The sequence below is a fragment of the Sulfuracidifex tepidarius genome, from assembly GCF_008326425.1.
GTDB classification, from domain to species: Archaea; Thermoproteota; Thermoprotei_A; order Sulfolobales; family Sulfolobaceae; genus Sulfuracidifex; species Sulfuracidifex tepidarius.
On record NZ_AP018929.1, the window covers coordinates 906,193 to 931,981 of the forward strand.

Consider the following 25,789-nt stretch of genomic DNA (forward strand, 5'->3'; position numbering starts at 1 on the left):
CTTTAGAAATCAATGCACGCTGAGAGGAGTCAAGATCTAGAATTTAAGTGTTCACAACACACCTCCCGGTTCTGTCGCAGGGTCTACAACATGCGGGTTCCCCGCCCGCAGGCGCAGTGGCCCCGAGTCCAGAGGGCCCTGCTTGATCGAGCAGGTCCTACAGGTCAGTACGTGATAGAACGTCTGTCAACATCGGAGTAAACGCAGTCAGTCGCTTCGTCCAACCAGGTCTCGTAGTCCTCATCTACCGTGCTCTCGACACACTCCTGTATCCTCCCTACGAGGAACATTTCACCGCTCTTCTCCACCAGGGATCTGATGGCCTCCACCACCTTGTGGTAGTTCTCCACGTAGGGTTTGGCGTCTGTCATCATCTGCTCACGGTCGTTCCAGTCCAAGTGGTCCACTATGGCTGATGCCAGTGTCTGGCTTATGTGGTACGTGCTTTGGAGGGAGATGATGACTTCCCTCGCGTTCCCTAGCGCCCTCACGCTCTCGTTGAAGACGTCTTGGACCCCCAGGGCGGAGGCGAGTTGCTCGAAGGCTTGGTCGGTGTAAGCGGTAGGGAGAGGTACCAACACCAGGGAGACCACGGGCCCGGCTAACTGCGTCGCGCTCGCCACGAGCCCCACTATCCCGGGCTCCTTGCAACCGGAGAGGCAGGAGTACGCTGTGAATACCGGGGCGCCTATGAGGGCATCGCTGAACCCTTTCACAGTGCTCAGGCTATTGCAGATCGAGTCATCCTGTGTAATGAAGAGGTTGCAAAGCTTCTCCTGAAGCTGGCTGTCAAGCACGGCGACCGCCATCATACCGTTTATCACCGCGTTAGGGTTCTTCTGCTGGAACGGCGTCCCGACTGTCCTGGCGACTATGAAAGGGACGGGCGGTTGATCTGAGGTTAACTTCAAACTCTCCTTCAAGGCGGTTGCGCTCAATTTATCGCCTGATATGCCTACAAGAATACCTGGAACTTTTAAAGCATGGAATGGAAGACTGGTGTAGTAAGGTAGGTAGTTAGGCATGACCCCTCCCGCGTCCCTGCTGTTCTCAGCTGCTGTCTCGAACCAACCTATGACGGGAGTGCTGCAACCCTCGGGCGGGTTAGGCTGTTGCCAAGGCGCGCTCGTCAACTTCCTCCTCTTCAACCTTACCACAATGATGTTCGCTTTCCTCATCAGCGTGGGGATACTGCTGTCGCTTATGAAGAAGCACGCTCCCCCTTGCAGGGCGAAGAAGTCCTTCCCGGCTCCCCAGTAAGGGGAAGCCCCTCCCACGTAGTAGTAGTTACCCTCGGCGCTCTCGATGATCACGCCGTGCCTGAAGAGCTGGAATATGTTGCTGACAGGCTCTACTTTACCGTTTATATTGGCGTTTTTTATCGCCCTGTTTACGATACCTAACGCGGGGTAGTACGTGTAACCGCTGTCCTTCATCCCCTGCACTGTGCACCCCAAGGTGTTCGTGATGTTCTCTATGTCCTGGCTTATCTCCGACCCCACTGCAGACGCTGCCCCCACCGCGTCCGACAAAGCCTGCCCTACCTCAGACGCTGCGTCCGATATCGCTTTTTCTATTCCTTGCGCTATTTCAGATAGAATAGACGATATTGACACGTTTCATCATTTTAAGTTTTGAGGTAAAAACATAAAAATATTGTGGTTATGAATGCTACGACCATCAAAGACGTTTTGTCTTTGAGTTACGATCTCTTCAATCCGGATGTTAAGATAGCCGACATTTGTCCTAATTGAATGTTTATTTAAAAAACACGGTTCCACTCCGGCGCCGATAATTGGATCGATCCACGGGGTAGTGCTCGGAATGGAACGCGTCGGGCCTGTATACCTTGTTCTTTCCTACCTCCACCATCATCTACCTCCACCATCATCTACCTCCACCAGGAGTCATTGGTGCTATCTACGCATTCCAAGGCGTCATATTCCCAACAGTCGTAGTCCTCGTAGAAGGTAATCTCGGCGCACCTCTCTATCCTGTCAGCACGGGACGGGTCTCCTTCTCTCTCCACGTGGGCCCTGAGCGTCTCCACCAACTTGTGGTAGTTCTCCACGTAGGGTTTGGCGTCTGTCATCATCTGCTCCTCACTGTCCCATTCCACGTAGTCCATCACGGCTGAGGCAAAGGTATAGCTCACGTTATACTTATCATGGAGGGAAAGGATGACACCGTTGACCTTCTCCAGCGCCCTCACGCTCTCGTTGAAGACGTCTTGGACCCCCAGGGCGGAGGCGAGTTGCTCGAAGGCTTGGTCGGTGTAAGCGGTAGGGAGAGGTACCAACACCAGGGAGACCACGGGCCCGGCTAACTGCGTCGCGCTCGCCACGAGCCCCACTATCCCGGGCTCCTTGCAACCGGAGAGGCAGGAGTACGCTGTGAATACCGGGGCGCCTATGAGGGCATCGCTGAACCCTTTCACAGTGCTCAGGCTATTGCAGATCGAGTCATCCTGTGTAATGAAGAGGTTGCAAAGCTTCTCCTGAAGCTGGCTGTCAAGCACGGCGACCGCCATCATACCGTTTATCACCGCGTTAGGGTTCTTCTGCTGGAACGGCGTCCCGACTGTCCTGGCGACTATGAAAGGGACGGGCGGTTGATCTGAGGTTAACTTCAAACTCTCCTTCAAGGCGGTTGCGCTCAATTTATCGTCTGATACGTCTACAAGAACACCTGGAACTTCTAAAGCATAGAATGGAAGACCAGTGAAGTAAGGTAGGTAGTTAGGCATGACCCCTCCCGCGTCCCTGCTGTTCTCAGCTGCTGTCTCGAACCAACCTATGACGGGAGTGCTGCAACCCTCGGGCGGGTTAGGCTGTTGCCAATGCTCCTCAATTCCACGACCGAGATGACCCCTCTTCAGCCTGACCACAACTATGTTTGCTTTCCTCATCGACTTGACCACGTTCTCGCCCTTCACAAGGAAGCATGCTCCTCCTTGCACGGCGAGGAAGTCCTTCCCATCCCAGTAAGGGGAAGCCCCTCCCACGTAGTAGTAGTTACCCTCGGCGCTCTCGATGATCACGCCGTGCCTGAAGAGCTGGAATATGTCAGTAGGGCGTTTGTCCTCCTTGTACAGAGCATCGGCTATCCCCAACGCGGGGTAATGCGGACAGCCCTTTTCTCCCTTCACGGTACACTCTAACGTGTTCGCGACGTTCTCTACGTCTTGTTCTGTCCTCGACGAAACCCCAGTCCCTACATTCTTGGCCCTCCCCGCATTCGATATTGCGTTTTCTATTCCTTGCGCTATTTCAGATAGGATAGACCGTGTAGACACGACCAATCAATATTGTTATACAAGCAAAACATAAAAAATATATATGCACTGTGTTAGCCGTGAACAACCCGCTTTAAATACGACGATTTAGGCTCTCTCTCGATGTCCTCCACGATCTGCACGTCTATTGAGACCGGCTCTCTTTTCCCCTTCACCTCGTGTTACCGCAATCTCTCCTCTACCTTCATTCTCATGGAGGAAGCATTCCTTTTCCCTCTCATAATGAGAGACAGAAAAGAAGATAGAGAGATCAGTAAGGCCGGGAAAGTCTTCTCGTATTGCGAGAGAAAAGCGAAGTAATTACACGTCGGGTGCGTCCTTCAAAAATACACGTATGGACATGCTTTTTCCATGTCCCTCACTTTACACACTCCTCCTCTTGTTCCATAACAAAGGTTTGTATTTAGAATCTACCATACTTCGCTAGCTCCTCAATTACTCTCCCCTCACCTTGCGCGCTTCTCTCTAAAGCGTAGACCAGTCCAGACGTTCGTTTTAAATTATCCACTGGATCATTCCTAGACCTTATCCATAGCAGGAATATAGGAGTAACTTATTCTACGCATAATCTCTATGAGGCATTAGAACTAGCTGAAAACGTAATTATCATAAACCATGGTAGAGTAGTATTTAAAGGCTCTCTTGAGGATTTAAGACATTTTATCGGAAGAATAAAAGTTGGTTTAAAGGTACGTGGAAATCCCGTCACTATCTTAAACTCTATGGGTTATGATACTTATCAAGACAGTGGATTATGGATAGCTGAAGTCAAGTCAGAAGACGAAATTGGAAATATTGTTAAAGAACTTACAAAACATAATATTATTATACTTGAGGTTAAGGAAATTGGTAATCCACTTGAAGATGTATTAGAGCAGTTAAGTGATAAATCATGACGAGCGGTATTGTTAGAGCTTATGTAACTAGGCTTAAGATAAATATAAGAAATATGATCATATTATCTCTAGCATACGGAATTGGAATAATATCGTCAACAGTCATAGTAGGCGTTTTGTTTCCAGAAATCTACACTCCTACTACACGTCAAGCTCTCGAAGCTTTAGCTATTAGAATGCTTAATATCCATAACCATGTCCTCCCTAAGGATGCTTTAGGAGTTGTGGCCGCAGCTATTTTTACGCCTTTTTTAGCCGCTATTATAGCTGCCTTTGTAGCCTCGGGCACCATATCTGGTACATTTAGTGAGGATCGTAATGAGGGAGTATTTGAAGTTCTACTCTCATCGCCAGTGTCACATAGAGATATTATTATTTCACTTTTAATTTACACATTATTAGCATCCTTAATTGTTGAGGGATTAGTTATAACAATCACATCTGGAATATCACTATTATCACTATATCTTATGGGATACCTTAATAGCTTTGGCATTTACTATTTAGAGCTCGTTACAATACTTATACCTTCACTTACTTTTCCAGCAGTCCTTATTAGCTTATTACTCATAACTATATCCCCTTCTCTAGGTCGTGTTAGGACTGGACTTACTCCAGGCAGAACTTATTATCAACGATTTCACTTCTTCCAGTACTAATACCATTTATAGTATTAAATATTGAGCCCCAGATAGATCCTATGGAGTTAGCTTCCTATACTTCAATATTTTCAGCAATTTTAACGCTAATTTTATTAATACTTTTACCTCGTGTATTGAAAGACGAAACACTCTTACGGTGAAGTTATATGGTTCAAATATGTATTAAAGGAGAGAATTTAATCATAAAGCTTAGAGGCTTTGAGAAAATTGCAGCATTAAAGGGAAGTCTAAAGATTCCGTTTAATTGCATAGAGAGAGTAGCTTACGTTAAAGAATTAGATGATACCGAGAAAGAACAAATATATCCAAAGATGAGGCTAGGCGGTCTATCTATTGGAGAAATTATATATGGCAGATTCACTACTGGCTTAGGTCTAGCTTTCTTCGCTACTAAGAAACTGGAAAGGTCTATTGTAATATATATATAAAATGTTCTTTTCCTTATAAAATTATTGTCATAGAGGTATCGGATTCAGAAACTTTAAGTGAATTAGAGAAAAAGTTAAAAAATAGAAATTTTAATGATTAGAATTCCATTAGAAATTTTAACAATTTATATTCAAATAGAATCGTAGATGTTGCGTTTAGTCTAGTATATTAGCAAATAGCATAGCAACCTACATTTAAAAATTCATCTATTCCGGCATTATTACGTAATCTTATGAAAGTTAATCTTCTTTGCAAGATTCGATAATCCTTCACTTTCATTTGTTTCTAAGAATTTAATAAACATTTAGTTCTCTTTAGTTAATGTCTATAACACTTTTATGTAACTCTTTGACGATGACGAATATTTGCACTGTTAAAGGATGGATAAGATTTCTGTATGGTTATATCCAATTGGTGATAATACTGGACTGCATTTGAAATTCAAAACAAATAGAGTACTTCCTTTGAAGAAATCCTTGGAAAATGAAGTTAAAGCAGAAGTAGAATTACTAAAAAGTTTGTTAGATGCTTTGAGGAGGTTCTGATGAAGCTTAGAACTCATTTTGTGTTTTCTGTTGGTTTGTTGGTTTTGGTTAGTTCTTTTGTTTTTAGTAGTTTTTATTTTTCTTTGTTAGTGTCATCTTTTATAAGTGTTTTGGGTAATAGTGTTATTGATAAACTGGGGCATAGGGAGGTTTTAACTAGGCGTGGGCAAGTTCCCGTTAGGACTCCCCTAACCCATACTTTGCCCAGGAGTGTTTTTTGGGTTTTATCTTCATAGGGGGTTCAAAGGGGGCGGAAGACCCCTTCCGTCAGGGAGGGATGGATAGCCCTCATATTTAAATATCGGCCCTTCAAAAATCTCCTAATGCCTGACGTAGGATTCAGGTTTCGAGCTTACACAAATTCTCAAACGTTGAGGGCGTTAAAGGCCCAGTTGAGGATGGCGTGTGAGGTGTAAAACACCCTGCGTTGGGCAGACTCCTATTTCTACCAAAGAGATGGGAAAGGTCTGAATCAAACCCAGTTGAGGCAACTCGCCTTGGACCTGAGGAAGCAGGACGGGGAGTATCAACAAATGCACTCTCATACTCAGAACGTTGCGGATCGCTTCTACGAGGCTAGGGAGGGGTTCTTCAATGGATTAGCGCGTTTCCCCAAGGAGAAGCCCCACAAGTACTCTTCCCTGGTCTATCAGAGCGGATGGAAAGTCTGAGCGTGAAGATAATCAGGAAGAATAGTAAAGAAGCGAGGGCCACCCCAAGGAGTTGATGAAGTTGAGCCTCTCCCACTTGGGAGTCTTCAAGGTCCTCGTGCACAGGGACTTCCCCCTCGATAAGGTAAAGAGGGTAATCGTGAAGTTGACCCCTCCGAGAGGGTCTACATCTCCTTCGTGGTCGATTACGAGTTCCCCAAGCTACCTAAGGTTAACAAGATCACGGTACTAGACGTGGGCATCAAGACCCTCATCATGACTTCCGATGGGGAGTACTTCCCCAACCTGAAGCCTTACGAGAAGGCGTTATGGAAGGTGAGGCACCTACACCGAATCCTGTCCAGGAAGCAGTTCCTCTCCAAGAACTGGTTCAAAGCAAAGATCAAGTTAGCCAAGGCATACGAGCACCTCAAGAACCTGAGGAAAGATCTCTACATGAGGTTAGGTAAACACTTCGCAAGGAACTACGACGTCCTCGTTATGGAGGACATACAAGTCAAGAAGCTCGTGGACAAGTCCCCCAGGAAGTTGAGGCTCCACGACGTCTCCTTCCGCGAGCTGAAGAACACCTTGAAGTACCAGATGGAGAAGCACGGTAAGGCACTCCTCCTTGTGGACCCACCCTACACGTCCAAAACCTGCGCCAAATGCGGTTACGTGAGGGAAGACCTAACCCTCCGATAGGATCTTTTCCTGTCCACGATGCGGTTGGGTGACTGACCGCGATTACAACGCCTCCCTGAACATCTTACGTAGATCGGGGTCGGTGCGACCCTTAGATGTGGAGTTCCGCCCTCTACCGGTATCGGTACTGGCAAGGTGGAGCCGTGAATCAGGAAGCCCCGTCCGTAAGGGCGGGGTGAGTTCACTATATGGTGTATTATTTAATGCTCAAATTTTGGCAACATTGATTGGGGAGAATTTTAGTTGGCCCATCACACATGCTTCTTGATGTATTCACAGAAAGGGGAACTCGTAAAGACTTTATCCGAAAATCCCTGCAAAACTACGCGACCTTAAAAACTTTTAAAAAATTAACCCAAAAGATTACGTATGAATAAAAACCTAAGCAACGATGAGTACTACGAAGCCTTAACCAACGCAATCTACATAGCAACAGCGTCACTAAACCTAAGAAAAGACACGGCAACAAAACTCGTACTAGGAGGAATAAGCGGAGGAGCACACTAGAAATAGCACAAGAAACAAACATGAACTACGAGACACAATACTAAAAAACCTGGACAAGATAGCAAAAAACGACCTGGTAGACGCACTAAAAAAGATAGTAGGAAACCACCCGGTACTCGTCATAATAGACGACACGGACGACCATAAAACCTACGCAAGAGCTTGGTCTTCAAGTATTCCTTAGTTTTGAACCTAGGAGCTAAGAGGCTCTCTAGGTTGATAAAAAAAGTTTATCAAGGAAGTGGAGAAATCAAAAATTTGTTTAAACGTAAGGGAAACCCGTAAACTGCTATACGTAGTTGGGCATCATGGAGACGGTGCCGTGGTTTGTCTGTGTCCACTGCAGGAAGTCCCCCAAAGCCCCGTTGCAGGAAGAAGGAGGGTTTATCTGGATCCAGCTGCTGGACTTTGCCACTCTGTCGAGCGTTGTTACGATCACGTTAGAGTCGGCCTGCTCCAGTAGGTTCGTCAGGGGGTTTATCTTCCCGCCTTTGTCCTTTTCCCTTGGCAGAAAGAACTGTGCACCTCCCTGGAACACGTCCAAGCTCGACGAGGCGATCCAGTCCGGAGACTTCCCTCCCACGTAGTAGTAGAGGTACTTCGCGTCGTCCCCCTCTCCTACCTGCTCCCTCACGATCATGCCGTGCCTCACGATGCCGTAAAGTGTCTTAGCACCCCTGGATACCCTGTTGGTCACAGCCAAGGCAGGGTAGTACGTGTAGGGCTGAGCCTTCTTCACCTCGTCTTGCAGGCAGTTAGATGTCGTCTGTTGCGTTATCAGTTGAGTTATCGTGTTTATGTCGGCGGGTATTGACGCCATGCTCGACGCTGCTGCAGACACTGCCGAGCTTATCCCTTCAGCCACATCGCCCAGCATCTCGGATAACCAACTCACGATAGACGACATGTCATATATCTTTTCCCCCTCTCTACTTTTAAATATTCTCACAATAGTGAATATTATGGCCTAATGGACCGCAGGACTCCCCGACCCCTCCTGCACTACCCGAGTGAGGCCAACTTCCTTGACATCTACCCGATTAGCAGTTTACGGGAATTCCTGCGAGACGAATGTTTTCATCTAGTAGTTGTTATAAAAAAACAAATTTTATCCATTTTATAGTGAGAAGATCTTGAAACCTATAGCTATTATTTAACCTCTATCACGCACTATTAAATTATTTTTAAGGTCACGTAACTTTGCAAGGGTTTTCCGATAAAAGTTACCGATCTACCAATCGACTGCGTTGCTGGGAGGAAACGCACCCACATAAAGTGTTTTCTGCCCACGGTGAGTATGAAGAGGTACGTAAAACTCTTCCATTAGCGTACCACGCGACAATAACGTGAAGAGATAACTAAACACCTATAACCACAATATTTTTATGTTTTTACCTCAAAACTTAAAATTGATGAAACGTGTCAATATCGTCTATTCTATCTGAAATAGCGCAAGGAATAGAAAAAGCGATATCGGACGCAGCGTCTGAGGTAGGGCAGGCTTTGTCGGACGCGGTGGGGGCAGCGTCTGCAGTGGGGTCGGAGATAAGCCAGGACATAGAGAACATCACGAACACCTTGGGGTGCACAGTGCAGGGGATGAAGGACAGCGGTTACACGTACTACCCCGCGTTGGGGGTAGCGAACACGGCGATATTGTATGAGTACATAAACGGTGAACAAGGGCCAAAGGTAAGCAACATATTCCAGCTCTTCAGGCACGGCGTGATCATCGAGAGCGCCGAGGGTAACTACTACTACGTGGGAGGGGCTTCCCCTTACTGGGATGGGAAGGACTTCCTCGCCGTGCAAGGAGGAGCATGCTTCCTTGTGAAGGGCGAGAACGTGGTCAAGTCGATGAGGAAAGCAAACATAGTTGTGGTCAGGCTGAAGAGGGGTCATCTCGGTCGTGGAATTGAGGAGCATTGGCAACAGCCTAACCCGCCCGAGGGTTGCAGCACTCCCGTCATAGGTTGGTTCGAGACAGCAGCTGAGAACAGCAGGGACGCGGGAGGGGTCATGCCTAACTACCTACCTTACTTCACTGGTCTTCCATTCTATGCTTTAGAAGTTCCAGGTGTTCTTGTAGACGTATCAGACGATAAATTGAGCGCAACCGCCTTGAAGGAGAGTTTGAAGTTAACCTCAGATCAACCGCCCGTCCCTTTCATAGTCGCCAGGACAGTCGGGACGCCGTTCCAGCAGAAGAACCCTAACGCGGTGATAAACGGTATGATGGCGGTCGCCGTGCTTGACAGCCAGCTTCAGGAGAAGCTTTGCAACCTCTTCATTACACAGGATGACTCGATCTGCAATAGCCTGAGCACTGTGAAAGGGTTCAGCGATGCCCTCATAGGCGCCCCGGTATTCACAGCGTACTCCTGCCTCTCCGGTTGCAAGGAGCCCGGGATAGTGGGGCTCGTGGCGAGCGCGACGCAGTTAGCCGGGCCCGTGGTCTCCCTGGTGTTGGTACCTCTCCCTACCGCTTACACCGACCAAGCCTTCGAGCAACTCGCCTCCGCCCTGGGGGTCCAAGACGTCTTCAACGAGAGCGTGAGGGCGCTGGAGAAGGTCAACGGTGTCATCCTTTCCCTCCATGATAAGTATAACGTGAGCTATACCTTTGCCTCAGCCGTGATGGACTACGTGGAATGGGACAGTGAGGAGCAGATGATGACAGACGCCAAACCCTACGTGGAGAACTACCACAAGTTGGTGGAGACGCTCAGGGCCCACGTGGAGAGAGAAGGAGACCCGTCCCGTGCTGACAGGATAGAGAGGTGCGCCGAGATTACCTTCTACGAGGACTACGACTGTTGGGAATATGACGCCTTGGAATGCGTAGATAGCACCAATGACTCCTGGTGGAGGTAGATGATGGTGGAGGTAGATGACTGGTGGAGGTAGGAAAGAACAAGGTATACAGGCCCGACGCGTTCCATTCCGAGCAAGGTCGGCTGTCTTAACATCCGGATTGGAGAGATCATAACTCAAAGACAAAACGTCTTTGATTGTTGTAGGCTATGATTATAACCTCTATAAGAGCAGGCGTCTCTTTCACAGGAGCTTTAGACTATGCGTCTTCGTCTTACTAACGGGGGAATTTCTTTCACTAACAACAAGAGATTTAAGGTCATTGAAATGAGAGAGCCTCCAGATGGCTATGATTATAACTTGTACACCCAGTCAAAGGAGGTACCTCATAGATTAAACCCGTGTCATTCACCATGAGTATGATGAAAACTCCTCCTGTATCTCCTGCTTGTTCATGAGCTCTTGGAAGGCATTGTCGTCTTGGGTGAGGCCGACGGCTTGGTTAATGAAAACTCCTTCTTAGCCGCATTGTCACGTGAAAATAATTTGAAGCGATCCAGTGAGTATCCATTTACTTAGTTATGCCTAAAGGTCAAGGTAATACAGTGGCTATGGCGATGTTGCCTGAACTTACGATTTCCGCTGTTCCACAGAGTTAGGCACGTTATGCATTCCTCCATGGTTTGCCCTTGACCTTCAGGGTCTGACTAAGTATAAACGAGTCTGGGACAAATTAGTCTAATGATTCCAAACCTATATAGCGTTTCAGGATTTGTGAACTCACCCCGCCCTTACGGACGGGGCATCCCCACCTCACGATGGAGATTTCCTGCTTCTCAGAGGAACCTCGATCCCCCTTCACCCACAGCGGAGGTTCCATCTAACGGAACCGTTCTCTGATGCCCCGTGTGGAAGAGGGGTTACGGAGGGTTCCTCTCCACAAGCGTAAGTTCCCCCAGTCCCGAGGGTACTGACCCAGCTCTTACAGCTGAGGTCTGAGAGATGGCGCGATTTTTAGTATAAAACCGTTTCTATAAGGGGGCTATCCATCCCCTCCCTGACGGAAGGGGACTTCCGCCCCCTCAACCCCCACAAGGTTAAAACGCTTTAGACCACAGTAGGTCGTGGATCACGACGCTCGCTAAGACCTTCAAGTGATCCTCTCTTCCCCGACCTTGGTTATGATCCGTCTCCTCTTGACGGATGAGGTCGGGGACTCTGCATTCTCGCGCTTGAAGCGCCTTTTATCCCGGTGGGTTCTCATGAACCCAAGATCATCTCCCTCCGCCTCTTCCCCTGACCGTGGCGTTAGACTTAGGTACCAAGTAGACCGTGGGGAGAAGCTGTCCAGCGTGGACTTGTCGTAGCACTTGACCTAAAGGAGTCCGCCCTCACGTCACGACCCCTCAGGACCTCGAGGGCCATCCCATGAGCCTCTCGCTCTTGAGCGAATAGCCGTGCTACAATCAAGTTAATGCCCGGGTCGGAGATGAAGAAGGAGTACATGAAGTCCTTCCCTTCACCTCTTCCCCTGTCTCCCTTTCACTCCTGTGATGCTTGGTCGCGGAATAGCTTGTCGCGTCCGTGACCGCGTCCACCTTAAGCCCTTCTACGGTCTTTGAGAGCAGGTTGTAGAGGAAAAGGACGTCTGGGTCGGAGTACAGTCCCTCCACGGTCTTGTAGCTTATGTCTCCTCCTTCGTCAAGTATTGACACGCCTCTGCGGTCTCCTGTTGGATGAGCCTAACTATTCCTTGATTATCGGTGTGATACCTTCTCTCGTGGGGTCAACTTGTCTCTTCTCACTTGTTTTCCCTGACTTCATGAATTTTTATGCTCCATCTACGTCTGCCTCAACTCTCGACCGAACCTCCTTAACCTATCTAACCTCTCCTCCTCAGTGTTCTCACTCTCACTGATCCTACTTTCCTTGTAAATCTAGATCAAGTCCTCTATTGGCTCCTTGAAGTAGTCAAAGCCCCTCTGAGTTAACTTCCTATTCACGTGTTCATAATACAAAATAAGGGGTGTCTAAATTTTTGTCCCAGACTCAGTATAACCACAATATTTTTATGTTTTTACCTCAAAACTTAAAATTGATGAAACGTGTCAATATCGTCTATTCTATCTGAAATAGCGCAAGGAATAGAAAACGCAATATCGAATGCGGGGAGGGCCAAGAATGTAGGGACTGGGGTTTCGTCGAGGACAGAACAAGACGTAGAGAACGTCGCGAACACGTTAGAGTGTACCGTGAAGGGAGAAAAGGGCTGTCCGCATTACCCCGCGTTGGGGATAGCCGATGCTCTGTACAAGGAGGACAAACGCCCTACTGACATATTCCAGCTCTTCAGGCACGGCGTGATCATCGAGAGCGCCGAGGGTAACTACTACTACGTGGGAGGGGCTTCCCCTTACTGGGATGGGAAGGACTTCCTCGCCGTGCAAGGAGGAGCATGCTTCCTTGTGAAGGGCGAGAACGTGGTCAAGTCGATGAGGAAAGCAAACATAGTTGTGGTCAGGCTGAAGAGGGGTCATCTCGGTCGTGGAATTGAGGAGCATTGGCAACAGCCTAACCCGCCCGAGGGTTGCAGCACTCCCGTCATAGGTTGGTTCGAGACAGCAGCTGAGAACAGCAGGGACGCGGGAGGGGTCATGCCTAACTACCTACCTTACTACACCAGTCTTCCATTCCATGCTTTAAAAGTTCCAGGTATTCTTGTAGGCATATCAGGCGATAAATTGAGCGCAACCGCCTTGAAGGAGAGTTTGAAGTTAACCTCAGATCAACCGCCCGTCCCTTTCATAGTCGCCAGGACAGTCGGGACGCCGTTCCAGCAGAAGAACCCTAACGCGGTGATAAACGGTATGATGGCGGTCGCCGTGCTTGACAGCCAGCTTCAGGAGAAGCTTTGCAACCTCTTCATTACACAGGATGACTCGATCTGCAATAGCCTGAGCACTGTGAAAGGGTTCAGCGATGCCCTCATAGGCGCCCCGGTATTCACAGCGTACTCCTGCCTCTCCGGTTGCAAGGAGCCCGGGATAGTGGGGCTCGTGGCGAGCGCGACGCAGTTAGCCGGGCCCGTGGTCTCCCTGGTGTTGGTACCTCTCCCTACCGCTTACACCGACCAAGCCTTCGAGCAACTCGCCTCCGCCCTGGGGGTCCAAGACGTCTTCAACGAGAGCGTGAGGGCGCTGGAGAAGGTCAACGGTGTCATCCTTTCCCTCCATGATAAGTATAACGTGAGCTATACCTTTGCCTCAGCCGTGATGGACTACGTGGAATGGGACAGTGAGGAGCAGATGATGACAGACGCCAAACCCTACGTGGAGAACTACCACAAGTTGGTGGAGACGCTCAGGGCCCACGTGGAGAGAGAAGGAGACCCGTCCCGTGCTGACAGGATAGAGAGGTGCGCCGAGATTACCTTCTACGAGGACTACGACTGTTGGGAATATGACGCCTTGGAATGCGTAGATAGCACCAATGACTCCTGGTGGAGGTAGATGATGGTGGAGGTAGATGACTGGTGGAGGTAGGAAAGAACAAGGTATACAGGCCCGACGCGTTCCATTCCGAGCACTACCCCGTGGATCGATCCAATTATCGGCGCCGGAGTGGAACCGTGTTTTTTAAATAAACATTCAATTAGGACAAATGTCGGCTATCTTAACATCCGGATTGAAGAGATCATAACTCAAAGGAGATATTAAGAGATCATAACTCAAAGACAAAACGTCTTTGATGGTCGTAGCATTCATAACCACAATATTTTTATGTTTTTACCTCAAAACTTAAAATGATGAAACGTGTCAATATCGTCTATTCTATCTGAAATAGCGCAAGGAATAGAAAAAGCGATATCGGACGCAGCGTCTGAGGTAGGGCAGGCTTTGTCGGACGCGGTGGGGGCAGCGTCTGCAGTGGGGTCGGAGATAAGCCAGGACATAGAGAACATCACGAACACCTTGGGGTGCACAGTGCAGGGGATGAAGGACAGCGGTTACACGTACTACCCCGCGTTAGGTATCGTAAACAGGGCGATAAAAAACGCCAATATAAACGGTAAAGTAGAGCCTGTCAGCAACATATTCCAGCTCTTCAGGCACGGCGTGATCATCGAGAGCGCCGAGGGTAACTACTACTACGTGGGAGGGGCTTCCCCTTACTGGGGAGCCGGGAAGGACTTCTTCGCCCTGCAAGGGGGAGCGTGCTTCTTCATAAGCGACAGCAGTATCCCCACGCTGATGAGGAAAGCGAACATCATTGTGGTAAGGTTGAAGAGGAGGAAGTTGACGAGCGCGCCTTGGCAACAGCCTAACCCGCCCGAGGGTTGCAGCACTCCCGTCATAGGTTGGTTCGAGACAGCAGCTGAGAACAGCAGGGACGCGGGAGGGGTCATGCCTAACTACCTACCTTACTACACCAGTCTTCCATTCCATGCTTTAAAAGTTCCAGGTATTCTTGTAGGCATATCAGGCGATAAATTGAGCGCAACCGCCTTGAAGGAGAGTTTGAAGTTAACCTCAGATCAACCGCCCGTCCCTTTCATAGTCGCCAGGACAGTCGGGACGCCGTTCCAGCAGAAGAACCCTAACGCGGTGATAAACGGTATGATGGCGGTCGCCGTGCTTGACAGCCAGCTTCAGGAGAAGCTTTGCAACCTCTTCATTACACAGGATGACTCGATCTGCAATAGCCTGAGCACTGTGAAAGGGTTCAGCGATGCCCTCATAGGCGCCCCGGTATTCACAGCGTACTCCTGCCTCTCCGGTTGCAAGGAGCCCGGGATAGTGGGGCTCGTGGCGAGCGCGACGCAGTTAGCCGGGCCCGTGGTCTCCCTGGTGTTGGTACCTCTCCCTACCGCTTACACCGACCAAGCCTTCGAGCAACTCGCCTCCGCCCTGGGGGTCCAAGACGTCTTCAACGAGAGCGTGAGGGCGCTAGGGAACGCGAGGGAAGTCATCATCTCCCTCCAAAGCACGTACCACATAAGCCAGACACTGGCATCAGCCATAGTGGACCACTTGGACTGGAACGACCGTGAGCAGATGATGACAGACGCCAAACCCTACGTGGAGGAGGCTATCAAGATAGAGGACGGGATAAAGGAGGCCCTGAAGGAAGCTAAGGAGGAGTACCTTGAGGAGTACGTAGACGAGTGCGTGGCGTACCACGTCAACGAGGACTACGACGAGTGGTACAACGACTCGCTGGACTGCGTGTACTCCCACTCCAGGAAGTTCGGGATAGCACCGTGAAGTCCCGCGATATATGTCGTGATGCTCCCGACGAAGGGGACAGTCAGGATAATCCGTGTTAGGGGAGTCTCCAATAGTATCCCCAGACTTCCGGGCAAGACACTAGAGTATAGTCTACTTTTTTTAAAAAAATAAAAATCTATGGTGAACTATTAATTGAAAGTTTTATGTGCTACCCTAATAAGGACTGAACCATCCGTGCTTTATGGGTCTCTTCACCTTCTTAGGTGTTTAAGTCCGGTTTTCGCGTAGTCTCCTAAACGTTAGTAAGGGAGTCACAGAGCCTTGATAAGATCCTGATAAAACGAAGTAATTCATGGCACATGATGGCCATCTTCTTTTCCTCCTGACTACTTGTAGGAGAAGTCACACGTGAACACTAATTAAATCGCTTATAGATATACTTAAGTTTCTGCGAAAGATGGAAGAATTATCATCATTTGCTTAAAATTAAAGTGAGACTCTCTGTAATGGTGTGTGTATATATATATTTTCTTCCCCTTCCCATTTTCGCTTGTTACGTGTTCTTTTTTCCTGCTCTCTTTCTTTTTCCTTACTCACTCCGCCTCATGCACCTCACGATGGGATGTGGACAAAAGACAGTGCACTCATGAGAGATTGAACAAGTAAGAAAAGGGAAAAAGCATACATGGAATGAAAAGTGAGGGCCTTGGCTAGTTGCAGAATTTACCGGATAGCCTAAGATCGCTGACTAGGGATAGCCCGATTAGTAGACGCGGGCTCATCCCTCGGTTTCCCTCGGGACTTACACCCCGTCCCTATCAACCCCCTCTTCTAGGGGAAGGCCCGCCGACACCCTTGCGGGCGCCGACAAAGCGGCTCTTTTCGGGGAGGGCTTCACACTTAGATGCTTTCAGTGTTTATCCCTCAGAGCGTGGCTGCCCGGCACTGCCCTGTCGGACAACCGGTAGACTAGAGGCTCCGGAACTCTGTTCCTCTCGTACTAGGAGTTCCTTTCCCTCAGCCGCTTCGCACCCCCAACCCTTAGAGTCCGACCTGTCTCGCGACGGTCTAAACCCAGCTCACGTTCCCCTTTAACGGGCGGGCAGCCCTACCCTTGGAGGCAGCTGCACCTCCAGGGTGGGAAGAGCCGACATCGATGTAGCAAACCGCGGGGTCGATGGGAGCTCTCGCCCGCGACGACCCTGTTATCCCCGAGGTAATTTTTCTGACATGCCCAGCCCCCACGTGTGGGGGCATGAGCGTTCGCTAGGCCGCGCTTTCGCGCCGAGATCCCGTGCGTTGAAGGATCTCGTCAGGCCAGCTTTTGCCCTTGCACTCTACGGTGGCGTTCTGTACCACCTGAGCTGACCTTTGGGCTCCCGTGTTATCTTTTCGCGGGAGTGCCGCCCCAGCCGAACTGTCCACCTGACACTGTTCCCTCCCTTGAGGGAAGGTTAGTCCTCCGAACGTTCGAGGGTAGTGTTTCACTTTCGGCTCCACCACCCCCGAAAGGGTGGCTTCGACGCCTCCTACCTACGCTACGCGGGAACGTCCGGAAGACAGTGCCAGGCTACAGTGAAACTCTACGGGGTCTTCTCTCGGTGTTGGGGGTTGCAGGACTGTGAACCTACTCTGGGCGTTCATGGGGCCAGAGGCTGGGACAGTGGGGATCTCGTTGATCCATTCATGCGCGCCGGAACTTGCCCGGCAAGGCATTTGGCTACCTTGAGAGGGTCAGAGTTACCCCCGGCCTTCAGCGGGGCTTCGCCCGGTTGGACCCAGGTTTAACCTGCCGCCAGTGGCCAGGATTTAGCTTCCGTTCACACCCTTTCGGGCTTGCGGAAACCTATGTTTTTATTAAACAGTCAGATCCCCCTTGTTACTGCGACCTACCTTAGCACGGTCAGTACTAAGGTAGGCACCCCTTATCCCGAAGTTACGGGGCTAATTTGCCGAGTTCCCTAGCCTCCGTTACCCCCCAGACGCCTTAGGCTTCTCACCTAGGGGCACCAGTGTCGGTTCTGGGTACGGACACGCCGGATCGATCCCTCTCCCTTTTCATTGGAGCTGGGGATCAGAGGAATCCGACATACGTCAGACCCATCATGCTTTCACCCCTTTCTCACCATTACGGCTCTCCGGGGGCTTATGCATTTGGCGCTGGGTTACCAGCGTCCTCCTACCCTAACCCGTCGGGAGAAGGGCTTGCGTTACCGCGCCTACCGGCGTGGCACAGGAATATTAACCTGTTTCCCTTTCGACAACTACCAGTTAGGCGTTGCCTTAGGACCGGCTCACTCACGGCTGAAGACCATTGCCGTGAAACCCTTGCCCTTCCGGCGGAGGGGATTCTCACCCCTCTTCGCTATTACTGCCGCCGGGATCTGCACCTCCGGCAGGTCCAGTGGACCTCACGGCCCACCTTCTGCCCTACCGGAGCGCCTCCCTACCAAGTGAGTCCTGAGGACCCACCGGCCGGGTCTCGGCGGCCGGCTTAGCCCCGACACGTCTGCAGGACCCTCAGCCTCGGCGGGTGAGCTGTTACGCACTCCTTAGAGGATGGCTGCTGCTGGGCCCACCTTCCCGCTGTCTGTGGCTGAGGATGCCTTTGGTGCACTTAGCCGGCACTTGGGGGCCTTAACCCGGCTCTGGGCTGTTTCCCTCTTGCCACCCAACCTTACGCCGTGTGGCCCACTCCCTCCTTCTAAGGCGACCGTAGGTTCGGAGTTTGACTGGGAACCCAGACCTTTCGGACTAAGTTCCCAATCAGTAACTCTACCCCGCGATCTACCTCCGGAGAGGCTGCGCTAAGACGCATTTCGGGAGGAACTAGATATCACCGGGCTAGATTGGCCTTTTGCCCCTAGACCAGACTCAAGGGAACGAATTGCACGTCAGAACCCCTATTCGGTCCTCCACCGAGGTTTCCCCCGGCTTCGACCTGATCTGGTCTAGATCGCCCGGTTTCTAGTTTCCTGCCAGTGACTTCAGGCCCTGTCGGACCCAGCTCCTCGCTTGCGCTTCGAGCTCTCGGTTTCCCTATGCCTCCGAGGTTGACCCTCTTAGGCTCGCCACTAGCAGGACCTCCCCGGCCCGTGTTTCAAGACGAAAGGTAGGACACCGGTCGTCCTCCTCGTACAAGGGACTCGCGTCCCCTTCCTTTGGAGGATCTCACTCCTTGAGTGCCCTACCCTGTGTAACCAGTCGGTTTCAGGCGCTTTTCACCTCCCTTCCGGGATGCTTTTCAGCTTTCCTTCACAGTACTTAGTTCGCTATCGGTCTCAGGACGTATTTAGCCTTGGAGGCACGTGTCCCCCATCTTCGCACCCTCAAACCAGAGGATGCTACTCTGCCCTCGAGTCATCCCACAACGCAGTAGCCTACGGGACTATCACCCTCTATGGTGCCTCATTCCAGAGGACTTCGACCCTACGTTGCCAGGGATATAACCCGGGGCTAACACCACATCTCCTACGGCTTGTCGCCGGGATTTGGTTTGGGCTATCTCCCTTTCGGTCGCCCCTACTGAGGAGATCTCGATTTGATTTCTCCTCCTTCCCCTACTAAGATGCTTCCGTTGGGGGAGTTCCCGTACTTGACCCTCGCAGATCAAGTACGCGATGGGGATTCCCATTCGGGGACCCCGGGATCTTAGGCTGCGTGCGCCTCCCCCGGGCATTTCGCTGCTTGCCGCGCCCTTCTTCGGCGCCTGAGCCGAGCCATCCACCGACTGGCGTTGGCCCCTAGTGCCAGCGACCCTAGGCTATCTTTCGGCCTCTGCAACTAGCCTCATCGGACACGCGAACAGACTCATTGCTCATCCGTTCACGGGCCCTAAGCTCTTCACTCCTCTCCGGCCCTCGTGAGAGGAGTTGCATGAAAAGGGGAAGTTGGACTTAGGTGGATCTTCCGCCCCCTCCTGTAATTGTAAGGGGAGCTTATGTGAGGTGATCCAGCCGCAGGTTCCCCTACGGCTACCTTGTTACGACTTCTCCCCCCTCACGTAAGAGGAGTTCGAATCCCCACTTTCGCAAGGATCCTCACGCCTCTTACGCTCGGGTGGAGCGACGGGCGGTGTGTGCAAGGAGCAGGGACGTATTCACCGCACGTTGTTGACGTGCGGTTACTAGGGATTCCTCGTTCACGAGGGCTAGTTTCAGCCCTCGATCCCAACTGAGGCAGGGTTTGAGGGATTGCCTCCTCCTTTCGGACTTGGATCCCGCTGTCCCTGCCATTGTAACCCGCGTGCGGCCCGGGAGTTTCGGGGCATGCTGACCTGCCGTGGCCTCTACCTTCCTCCAGTTTAACACTGGCAGTCCTCTTAGTGTGGTCCAAGCCCGGAGGCCCAGATACCAACTAAGAGTAGAGGTCTCGCTCGTTGCCTGACTTAACAGGACATTTCACAACACGAGCTGGCGACGGCCATGCACCTCCTCTCCGCGAGTCTGGCAAGGTCGTTAGCCTGGCCGTCATTCTGCGGTCTCCCCCGGTAAGATTCCAGGCGTTGACTCCAATTGAGCCGCAGGTTCCACCCCTTGTGGTGCTCCCCCGCCAATTCCTTTAAGTTTCAGCCTTGCGGCCGTATTCCCCAGGCGGCGGGCTTAAAGGCTTCCCTGCGGCACCACGTGGGCTCTAAGCTCACGTGACACCTAGCCCGCATCGTTTACAGCTGGGACTACAGGGGTATCTAATCCCTTTTGCTACCCCAGCTTTCGCCCCTCACCGTCGGGCGCGTTCTAGCCGGGCGCCTCCGCCACTGGTGGTCCTCCCAGGATCTACGGATTTCGCCCCTACTCTAGGAGTACCCCCGACCTCTCCCGCCCCCTAGCTCTATAGTATCACTACCCTTCCCCGGGTTGAGCCCGGGTCTTTAAGCAGTGACTTATAGAGCCGGCTACGGGCGCTTTAGGCCCAATAAGAGTCCCGATCACTCGCGGAGCTGGTATTACCGCGGCGGCTGACACCAGTCTTGCCCTCCGCTTATTCCTACGCCTTTTTAGAGCGTAGAAAAGCCTCAAAGAGGCACTCGGGGTAGCGCTTTCACACTTGCGTGCATTGAAGACGTTGCGCGCCTGGTGCGCCCCGTAGGACCTGGGCCATTGTCTCAGTGCCCATCTGGGGGCTCCCCCTCCCAGGGCCCCTACCCGTTATCGGCTTGGAGGGCCTTTAACCCCCCAACAACCTGATGGGCCGCAGTCCCATCCTAAGGTGCCCTTGCGGACTTTCGTCGAGGAACCGTTCCAGGACTCCTCAACTATGGGGGATTATCCCCAGTTTCCCGGGGTTATCCCCCTCCTTAGGTTAGGTTGACCACGTGTTACTCAGCCGTCCGCCACACCCCTTGCGGGATGTTCGACTCCCATGGCTTAGCCCTACCCCGATAGCGATCGGGTCCGGCAGGATCAACCGGAATCAGGGGACGGAAGATCTTTCACCGTCCAACTTCCCCTGTCAGAAGCAAGGTTTCCCGACCTTAAAGCTCGGGGTTCTTGCTTCTCCATGTGTCTCCAACCCCCGGGAGGTTTTCTCCCGGAGGGGTTTTCGACATTATACATATAGGTTGTGAACTACATATAAAACTTACGACTAGGTGTCCCTATATAACCCCGTGAACTGGGGACGTCACTTACGCGGGTCAGTTTTATTAAAGATATGTCAACACCTGAGAAGAAGAACTTTTTCTTGAAACTATTCAGAAAGATCGGGGTTAAAGTAAAAAGGAATTTTTATTAACGGTGTCAATTAAGAAAATGATTGGAGAAAGGTGTCTTTAAATAAAAAATATTTAACAAACTTTATATCTTTCTTAGTAGAGAAAAAAAGGGAGGGGGAGTGGGTTGCGAGAGGAGTCGATGCTGGAGGAAGGGAGAAGTGTAGGGTAGTGAAAAGAGAGCTTTGTCCTGCCCATCCACGGTTGCACGGCTCAATTACACGCGGGCGAGGAGCTTCAACTCCCAAATACGCTGCGTCCTTGTTTCCCTGCCTTCTGGTCAGGAACTTGAGGAGAGAATAAACTGGGCATGAGGTTGTGAGGCAAAGGGTATTTCGCGAGTCAATAGGGTTGTGAAGTCTCCGGTCTCTTCTCTTTCAGCTTGTGTAACCCTTTCAACATCCTCACATACATCTTCTCGTATTTGTCCACGTCTAGCACCACGGCCCTCCAGCAAGGGAAACCCTTGTCTGTAGTAACTATATATCCTCGGATCAACTCTGCGTAAAGCATTATCTGGTGGTCGTATCTGTAAGGGGTCACGAAGGGCCTGAAGCCAAGGTAAATCACCCTCCTTCTGGACCAGCGATAGAAACCTTTCAAAGGGAGGTCGAAGACGAGCGGGACCCCCTCGTGGGTGTTGCGAGCTAGGTCCGGCGTGTTACGAGACACACAGAAGGAGCGGGAATCAGAGGAGTTGAAGCTCATTGGGGGTCCTTGAATTCCTTGTCTCTCCTAAATCTTAAATTTTCATGATTTTTCCCTTGCATCGTTTTCCCCGGCTTGGGCCCGACGGACGCGTACCGAGCGTGGGGTGTTCCACTTGTAGGACGCAAGATACGTCCACGTGGTTTCAGCCAGCTTACAGTCTCGCAGAGAGGTGAAACCTTTTAACGCGCATAAGATAACATGTAATACATATGTATGAAGAGTTGTTCAACCAGCAAGGCGTTTCGTGTAACGCTTACGTGCAGAACCTCTCATCAAACGCGGTCGTCCCGAGCATCAAACAATACGATGACGGCATTTCAGTAGACTTTGGGGGTTCCCCTTATTACGTGGAATACCACGAGGGTAACGTTCAAGTTTGGAGAGACGAGGAAGGTAGGATAGTCTCCATCGACGTAGTTTACGAGGACGACGATGAATGATATCTCTCTCAGATTATGAATTAATTTCTATTAAACCCGGGACTTTAACCATTAAAATAGATAATGAAGAGCTGAAAGTGAGAGTTTTCTCTATACCGATTCACGTGATCAAGAATGGTGAAAATTACAGCGTGCAAGTAAACGTAACAATTTCCGTAGATACTAAAGCCCAGATTCGGCGAGCAATGCACCCCGCAAAACATAGTGTCACACAGAGGTGTGGTACCTAAAGACATCAATGTCATTGGGAGACCTGAATTAGAAATAAATGTAGAGGGCAAGCAAATCAGCGTTTACTTGGAGGTCACTAACTTAGTAGTTTACCCAGATTTAAGAGATTTAGGCGGAAGTCCTTGTGCGGTAATATCTTGGATTCAGTTTCAAACTGTGAAATAACCCAACACGCTATGGACAGAATTAAGAAACATTCTCAGCTCTTAAGGAATAGAGGAATAGATGAGAGAGTTGTGTACAATGCCATAAGGTGCGTTTGTAACAAACCGAACAAGACAGAGAAGAACAAAGTAAGAAGAGGTATATTTGTTTCAATCTACCTCAAGAGTTTTACCTTATCGTAGTATTCACCCCCGTTCCTTTAGTCAGGATAATTACTGTAATTCTAACTAGCAAAAACCGTGACGTATTGAAGAAGTGCGGTACTTCACATAATTTACCAGGTTGAAAAAACATGAGTGTATCTCTCCTTACATACTCATCCCATAGTATGCACTGAAGTGATTATCACTATTCTGAATACTCGTTTAGAGTGCCTTTTGATTTCAAAATTTTGATTTCAAAATATGGGAATTATAACTCCCACGTGGGGGAAAGAAAACGAGAGAGGGCTAAAAAAGGTAAATGGAGGGGAGAGAACAAAAGCAGAGATCGGCTCCGCCTTCACGGAGGGAGGAGAGGGCTTGGCTCCTTCTCTATCCTGACGGGGTCAAGTGAAGCCCATGCTGTGCAGTATTGCGATAAGCTCTTCTCCTTTATGGACTTTCTTGAACCTCAGTAGCTCCATCCCGTTCTGGAGGAATATCACGTCCTGCACTACGTGATTTCCTCCCACCTTACTGCTTATGAACTGCTGATTGACCGTAGACACCAGTAGGTTGGGCGTGTTGAGGGGGACCTCCTTAGTTGCCTTGCCGAACCTCAAGAGCATTGCCCTCTCGTTGGTCACAAGGTATTGGGACGCAGACCTCGTGAGGGAATACATGACGAGGGCAAGCGCTATCAAGAAAATACCTAAACCGTAGAAAAAACCTGAAAATAGGAAGAGCACTCCTATCACGGTGAGCGCTATGGTGACGTTCCTCCTGTAAACGCTCATCGGGAACTCCCTCCAAACGACCTGTTCACCCGGGTTGAGTTTCATGCCAATCCCTAATATATATAGCAGATTATTAAATATTTCTCTAGAACAGATTATTAAGCATTACTAACCGTAATCTTTATAAAACTCTAAGTTGCCTTTCTGCTTAATAGAAAAACAATTTTTTAAAGGAGACAGGGAATTATCTCGTCAGAGCGGATGAAGGGTAGACACCAGTAGTTTGGGTGTGTGAAGGCGTCCTTCGTGGCCTTGCCGAACCTCAAGAGCGTTGCCCTCTCGTTGGTCACAAGGTATTGGGACGCGAACGTGAGGGAATGACGAGGGCAAGCGCTGGAATAACTCTCAGGGCTCCGCGTCTGTTCTAGTTCGCGTCGGTGGGCCTTATCTCCGCCAACGATTTCTCGCCAACGTATTTCCGTCCTAGTTCAAAGCCTGAAGGCGTTAAATTGCATTATGAAGGGAAGGAGGACGGTAACCGAGTCTTTAGACAAGGAGCGACAGCGACAGAGTATGAGTGGTATTCAAAACTCTTCAGCGGTCAATATGGGTGTCTCACAGTAGGCATGAGATATAAGGTAAACTGGCTCCTAAAGTTTAGGGTTTTTAAGGTGAATTACATGGAAAGGCGTAGGGTTTTGTTAAGGAAGCTATCATGTGGAACCAAGGGTAAATAGAGGACAGGGGTATAGCAATGCCAAACAATTACACTGGCCTTCCTTTACAGGAAGTGGAGGGGAAAAATGGGTCCATAGAATGTGGCATGTAAAGCGATAGTTTCACGACTGTGCGGGTTGCCAGCCGAAGGCGTCGATGAAAGCGTGGCGTGAAATGAAGCTTGTGTGGAGTTTTTTTTGTTTTTGTTTTTAATATCGGGGATCCTTCTAGGTATGCGGGCGATGTGCACACCTTCACGAATTACTCCAAGATCCTCAGGAGTAGAACTTGCGGGATAGGCGGTTTATGCCGGGGAGTTGGTTTATGTCGTTAACGGGTTTTCAACCTTTATAAACAAATTTAACAAAGGGAAGAGTTATGGGTGGGAGGAAGCTACCTTTTTTGAAATGGCTCGGTTTAGCATTACTGTTTATAGGTTTGCCTACAGCAATAGCCGTTGTACTGTCTTTTTCGATCCCCTTACTATTACACAGTGTAACACTAGCTAATACCGTTAGCACGATAGCCCCTGTATTAGTGTTTCTAGTCTCAGTAACGTATTTTAGGAAATACCTCCAGAGTCGCAACCTCGTTACTCCCTTTATGAGGAAGGTATCCGTTACGATCTCGCCTGATAGCGGACAACCAATCGACGAGAAATATATTAAGAGATTCGAGCTAATCTCAAGTTTGCTAAAGGGGAGGGATACATCAAGCAGTTAGCCATACTCGGCATGATGTACCTGCAGAACGCTGTGGCTTACGACGACAAGGATCTTTATTTGAGGGCTGAGGAGTGTCTGGCAAGGGCTGAGGAGGTAATGCAGGGGAAGAGCGTGGGTTTTGAGGCTAAAATTTCGGTAGGTAACCTGAGGAGTAAGATTGAGACGTATAAGTATCGTTTCGTGGAAAGGTAAAAGCTTAAACTTATCGATGTTATTCAGATGTTATTAATTTAAGCCCTTACTTTTTAGTAGTTCATCATCGAGGAAACTATTGAAATTATCAACAAATTTAGAAGGTACCGCGACTTGAACCCCCGGTCGACCGGGTGTTTAAGACGTTAAATTGAAACTATCAATTTAACGCGATTTATCAAAGGCGTAACAGTGTATACGTTATATTTTATTGTTATAACGAATATCTGATTTTCACATCTACTGCGCATAACATGTTGAACCGTTAAACTCCCCAGTTTAACCAACCA

Annotated in this window: 19 protein-coding genes, 2 rRNA genes and 2 pseudogenes; 15 read left to right on the forward strand and 8 right to left on the reverse strand. The window is 49.8% G+C overall.

The annotated features are described in order from the left end of the window. Window positions 1-164 precede the first annotated feature (164 nt). Together IC007_RS04195 and IC007_RS04200 are read right to left on the reverse strand one after the other, a co-directional pair. Window positions 165-1,616 carry a hypothetical protein gene (locus tag IC007_RS04195; protein WP_149528411.1) on the reverse strand — a complete coding sequence of 484 codons (1,452 nt, stop codon included), beginning with the start codon at window positions 1,614-1,616 and terminating at the stop codon, window positions 165-167. Between the two features lie 275 nt (window positions 1,617-1,891). After that, window positions 1,892-3,301, reverse strand: a complete 1,410-nt coding sequence (locus tag IC007_RS04200; protein WP_149528412.1) for a hypothetical protein — start codon at window positions 3,299-3,301, stop codon at window positions 1,892-1,894. Window positions 3,302-3,397: 96 nt separating this feature from the next. Here IC007_RS04200 and IC007_RS04205 point away from each other — a divergent pair, with 96 nt between their 5' ends. From IC007_RS04205 to IC007_RS14175, 8 genes and pseudogenes are all read left to right on the forward strand, one after another. Further along, entirely contained in the window at window positions 3,398-3,595 is a 198-nt protein-coding gene (locus IC007_RS04205) for a hypothetical protein (protein ID WP_054846917.1), read from the forward strand. 422 nt (window positions 3,596-4,017) lie between these two features. Next, window positions 4,018-4,191: a hypothetical protein gene (locus IC007_RS13290; RefSeq protein ID WP_156303879.1), complete on the forward strand. Its 174-nt coding sequence runs from the start codon at window positions 4,018-4,020 to the stop codon at window positions 4,189-4,191. Beyond that, on the forward strand, window positions 4,188-4,850 hold the full coding sequence (locus tag IC007_RS04210) for a hypothetical protein (protein WP_054846916.1): 663 nt from the start codon (window positions 4,188-4,190) through the stop codon (window positions 4,848-4,850). The genes IC007_RS13290 and IC007_RS04210 overlap by 4 nt, the downstream gene beginning before the upstream one ends. A 149-nt stretch (window positions 4,851-4,999) precedes the next feature. After that, a complete protein-coding gene (locus IC007_RS04215; protein WP_054846915.1) occupies window positions 5,000-5,281 on the forward strand; it encodes a PH domain-containing protein in 282 nt (93 codons plus the stop codon). 545 nt (window positions 5,282-5,826) lie between these two features. Next, window positions 5,827-6,063: a DUF1286 domain-containing protein gene (locus IC007_RS04220; RefSeq protein ID WP_370685226.1), complete on the forward strand. Its 237-nt coding sequence runs from the start codon at window positions 5,827-5,829 to the stop codon at window positions 6,061-6,063. 87 nt (window positions 6,064-6,150) lie between these two features. Then, window positions 6,151-7,348: pseudogene (locus IC007_RS14170) on the forward strand (RNA-guided endonuclease InsQ/TnpB family protein); the annotation flags it as partial. Window positions 7,349-7,551: 203 nt separating this feature from the next. After that, window positions 7,552-7,689: a hypothetical protein gene (locus tag IC007_RS14070; RefSeq protein WP_149528413.1), complete on the forward strand. Its 138-nt coding sequence runs from the start codon at window positions 7,552-7,554 to the stop codon at window positions 7,687-7,689. A 73-nt stretch (window positions 7,690-7,762) separates the two neighbouring features. Beyond that, entirely contained in the window at window positions 7,763-7,873 is a 111-nt protein-coding gene (locus IC007_RS14175; RefSeq protein ID WP_369396121.1) for a hypothetical protein, read from the forward strand. Between the two features lie 105 nt (window positions 7,874-7,978). Here the strand turns inward: IC007_RS14175 and IC007_RS13295 are convergent, their stop codons facing one another. Beyond that, window positions 7,979-8,566, reverse strand: a complete 588-nt coding sequence (locus IC007_RS13295) for a hypothetical protein (RefSeq protein ID WP_162302113.1) — start codon at window positions 8,564-8,566, stop codon at window positions 7,979-7,981. A gap of 542 nt (window positions 8,567-9,108) precedes the next feature. On the opposite strand from IC007_RS13295, the gene IC007_RS04240 reads away from it, so the two are divergent. Then, the gene (locus IC007_RS04240; protein WP_149528414.1) at window positions 9,109-10,563 is read left to right on the forward strand and encodes a hypothetical protein; all 1,455 of its coding nucleotides are present in this window, start codon (window positions 9,109-9,111) and stop codon (window positions 10,561-10,563) included. A gap of 1,406 nt (window positions 10,564-11,969) precedes the next feature. Here IC007_RS04240 and IC007_RS13515 read toward each other — a convergent pair. After that, window positions 11,970-12,218 carry a hypothetical protein gene (locus IC007_RS13515; RefSeq protein WP_149528415.1) on the reverse strand — a complete coding sequence of 83 codons (249 nt, stop codon included), beginning with the start codon at window positions 12,216-12,218 and terminating at the stop codon, window positions 11,970-11,972. A gap of 390 nt (window positions 12,219-12,608) precedes the next feature. Here IC007_RS13515 and IC007_RS04250 point away from each other — a divergent pair, with 390 nt between their 5' ends. Then, window positions 12,609-14,012, forward strand: coding sequence for a hypothetical protein (locus tag IC007_RS04250; RefSeq protein ID WP_149528416.1), 1,404 nt, complete (start codon window positions 12,609-12,611; stop codon window positions 14,010-14,012). 303 nt (window positions 14,013-14,315) lie between these two features. Further along, complete coding sequence (locus IC007_RS04255) at window positions 14,316-15,767, forward strand: hypothetical protein (protein WP_149528417.1); 1,452 nt, start codon at window positions 14,316-14,318, stop codon at window positions 15,765-15,767. Between the two features lie 707 nt (window positions 15,768-16,474). Here IC007_RS04255 and IC007_RS04260 read toward each other — a convergent pair. The 3 genes from IC007_RS04260 to IC007_RS04270 form a co-directional block, all read right to left on the reverse strand. Next, window positions 16,475-19,483: ribosomal RNA gene (locus IC007_RS04260) — 23S ribosomal RNA — on the reverse strand. A 190-nt stretch (window positions 19,484-19,673) separates the two neighbouring features. Next, window positions 19,674-21,144 (reverse strand): 16S ribosomal RNA (locus IC007_RS04265). The 16S and 23S rRNA genes sit together here, the layout of an rRNA operon. A 639-nt stretch (window positions 21,145-21,783) precedes the next feature. After that, the gene (locus tag IC007_RS04270) at window positions 21,784-22,113 is read right to left on the reverse strand and encodes a hypothetical protein (protein WP_149528418.1); all 330 of its coding nucleotides are present in this window, start codon (window positions 22,111-22,113) and stop codon (window positions 21,784-21,786) included. 248 nt (window positions 22,114-22,361) lie between these two features. Here IC007_RS04270 and IC007_RS04275 point away from each other — a divergent pair, with 248 nt between their 5' ends. From IC007_RS04275 to IC007_RS13305, 3 genes are all read left to right on the forward strand, one after another. Then, window positions 22,362-22,592, forward strand: coding sequence for a hypothetical protein (locus IC007_RS04275; RefSeq protein WP_054846833.1), 231 nt, complete (start codon window positions 22,362-22,364; stop codon window positions 22,590-22,592). Window positions 22,593-22,945: 353 nt separating this feature from the next. Beyond that, entirely contained in the window at window positions 22,946-23,170 is a 225-nt protein-coding gene (locus IC007_RS04280; RefSeq protein ID WP_149528419.1) for a hypothetical protein, read from the forward strand. A gap of 222 nt (window positions 23,171-23,392) precedes the next feature. Next, on the forward strand, window positions 23,393-23,530 hold the full coding sequence (locus IC007_RS13305) for a hypothetical protein (RefSeq protein WP_162302115.1): 138 nt from the start codon (window positions 23,393-23,395) through the stop codon (window positions 23,528-23,530). A gap of 5 nt (window positions 23,531-23,535) precedes the next feature. On the opposite strand, the gene IC007_RS04285 is transcribed toward IC007_RS13305, so the two are convergent. After that, window positions 23,536-23,970, reverse strand: coding sequence for a hypothetical protein (locus tag IC007_RS04285; protein ID WP_054846831.1), 435 nt, complete (start codon window positions 23,968-23,970; stop codon window positions 23,536-23,538). A gap of 990 nt (window positions 23,971-24,960) precedes the next feature. On the opposite strand from IC007_RS04285, the pseudogene IC007_RS04290 reads away from it, so the two are divergent. After that, window positions 24,961-25,499: pseudogene (locus tag IC007_RS04290) on the forward strand (hypothetical protein). The last annotated feature ends 290 nt before the right edge of the window (window positions 25,500-25,789 follow it).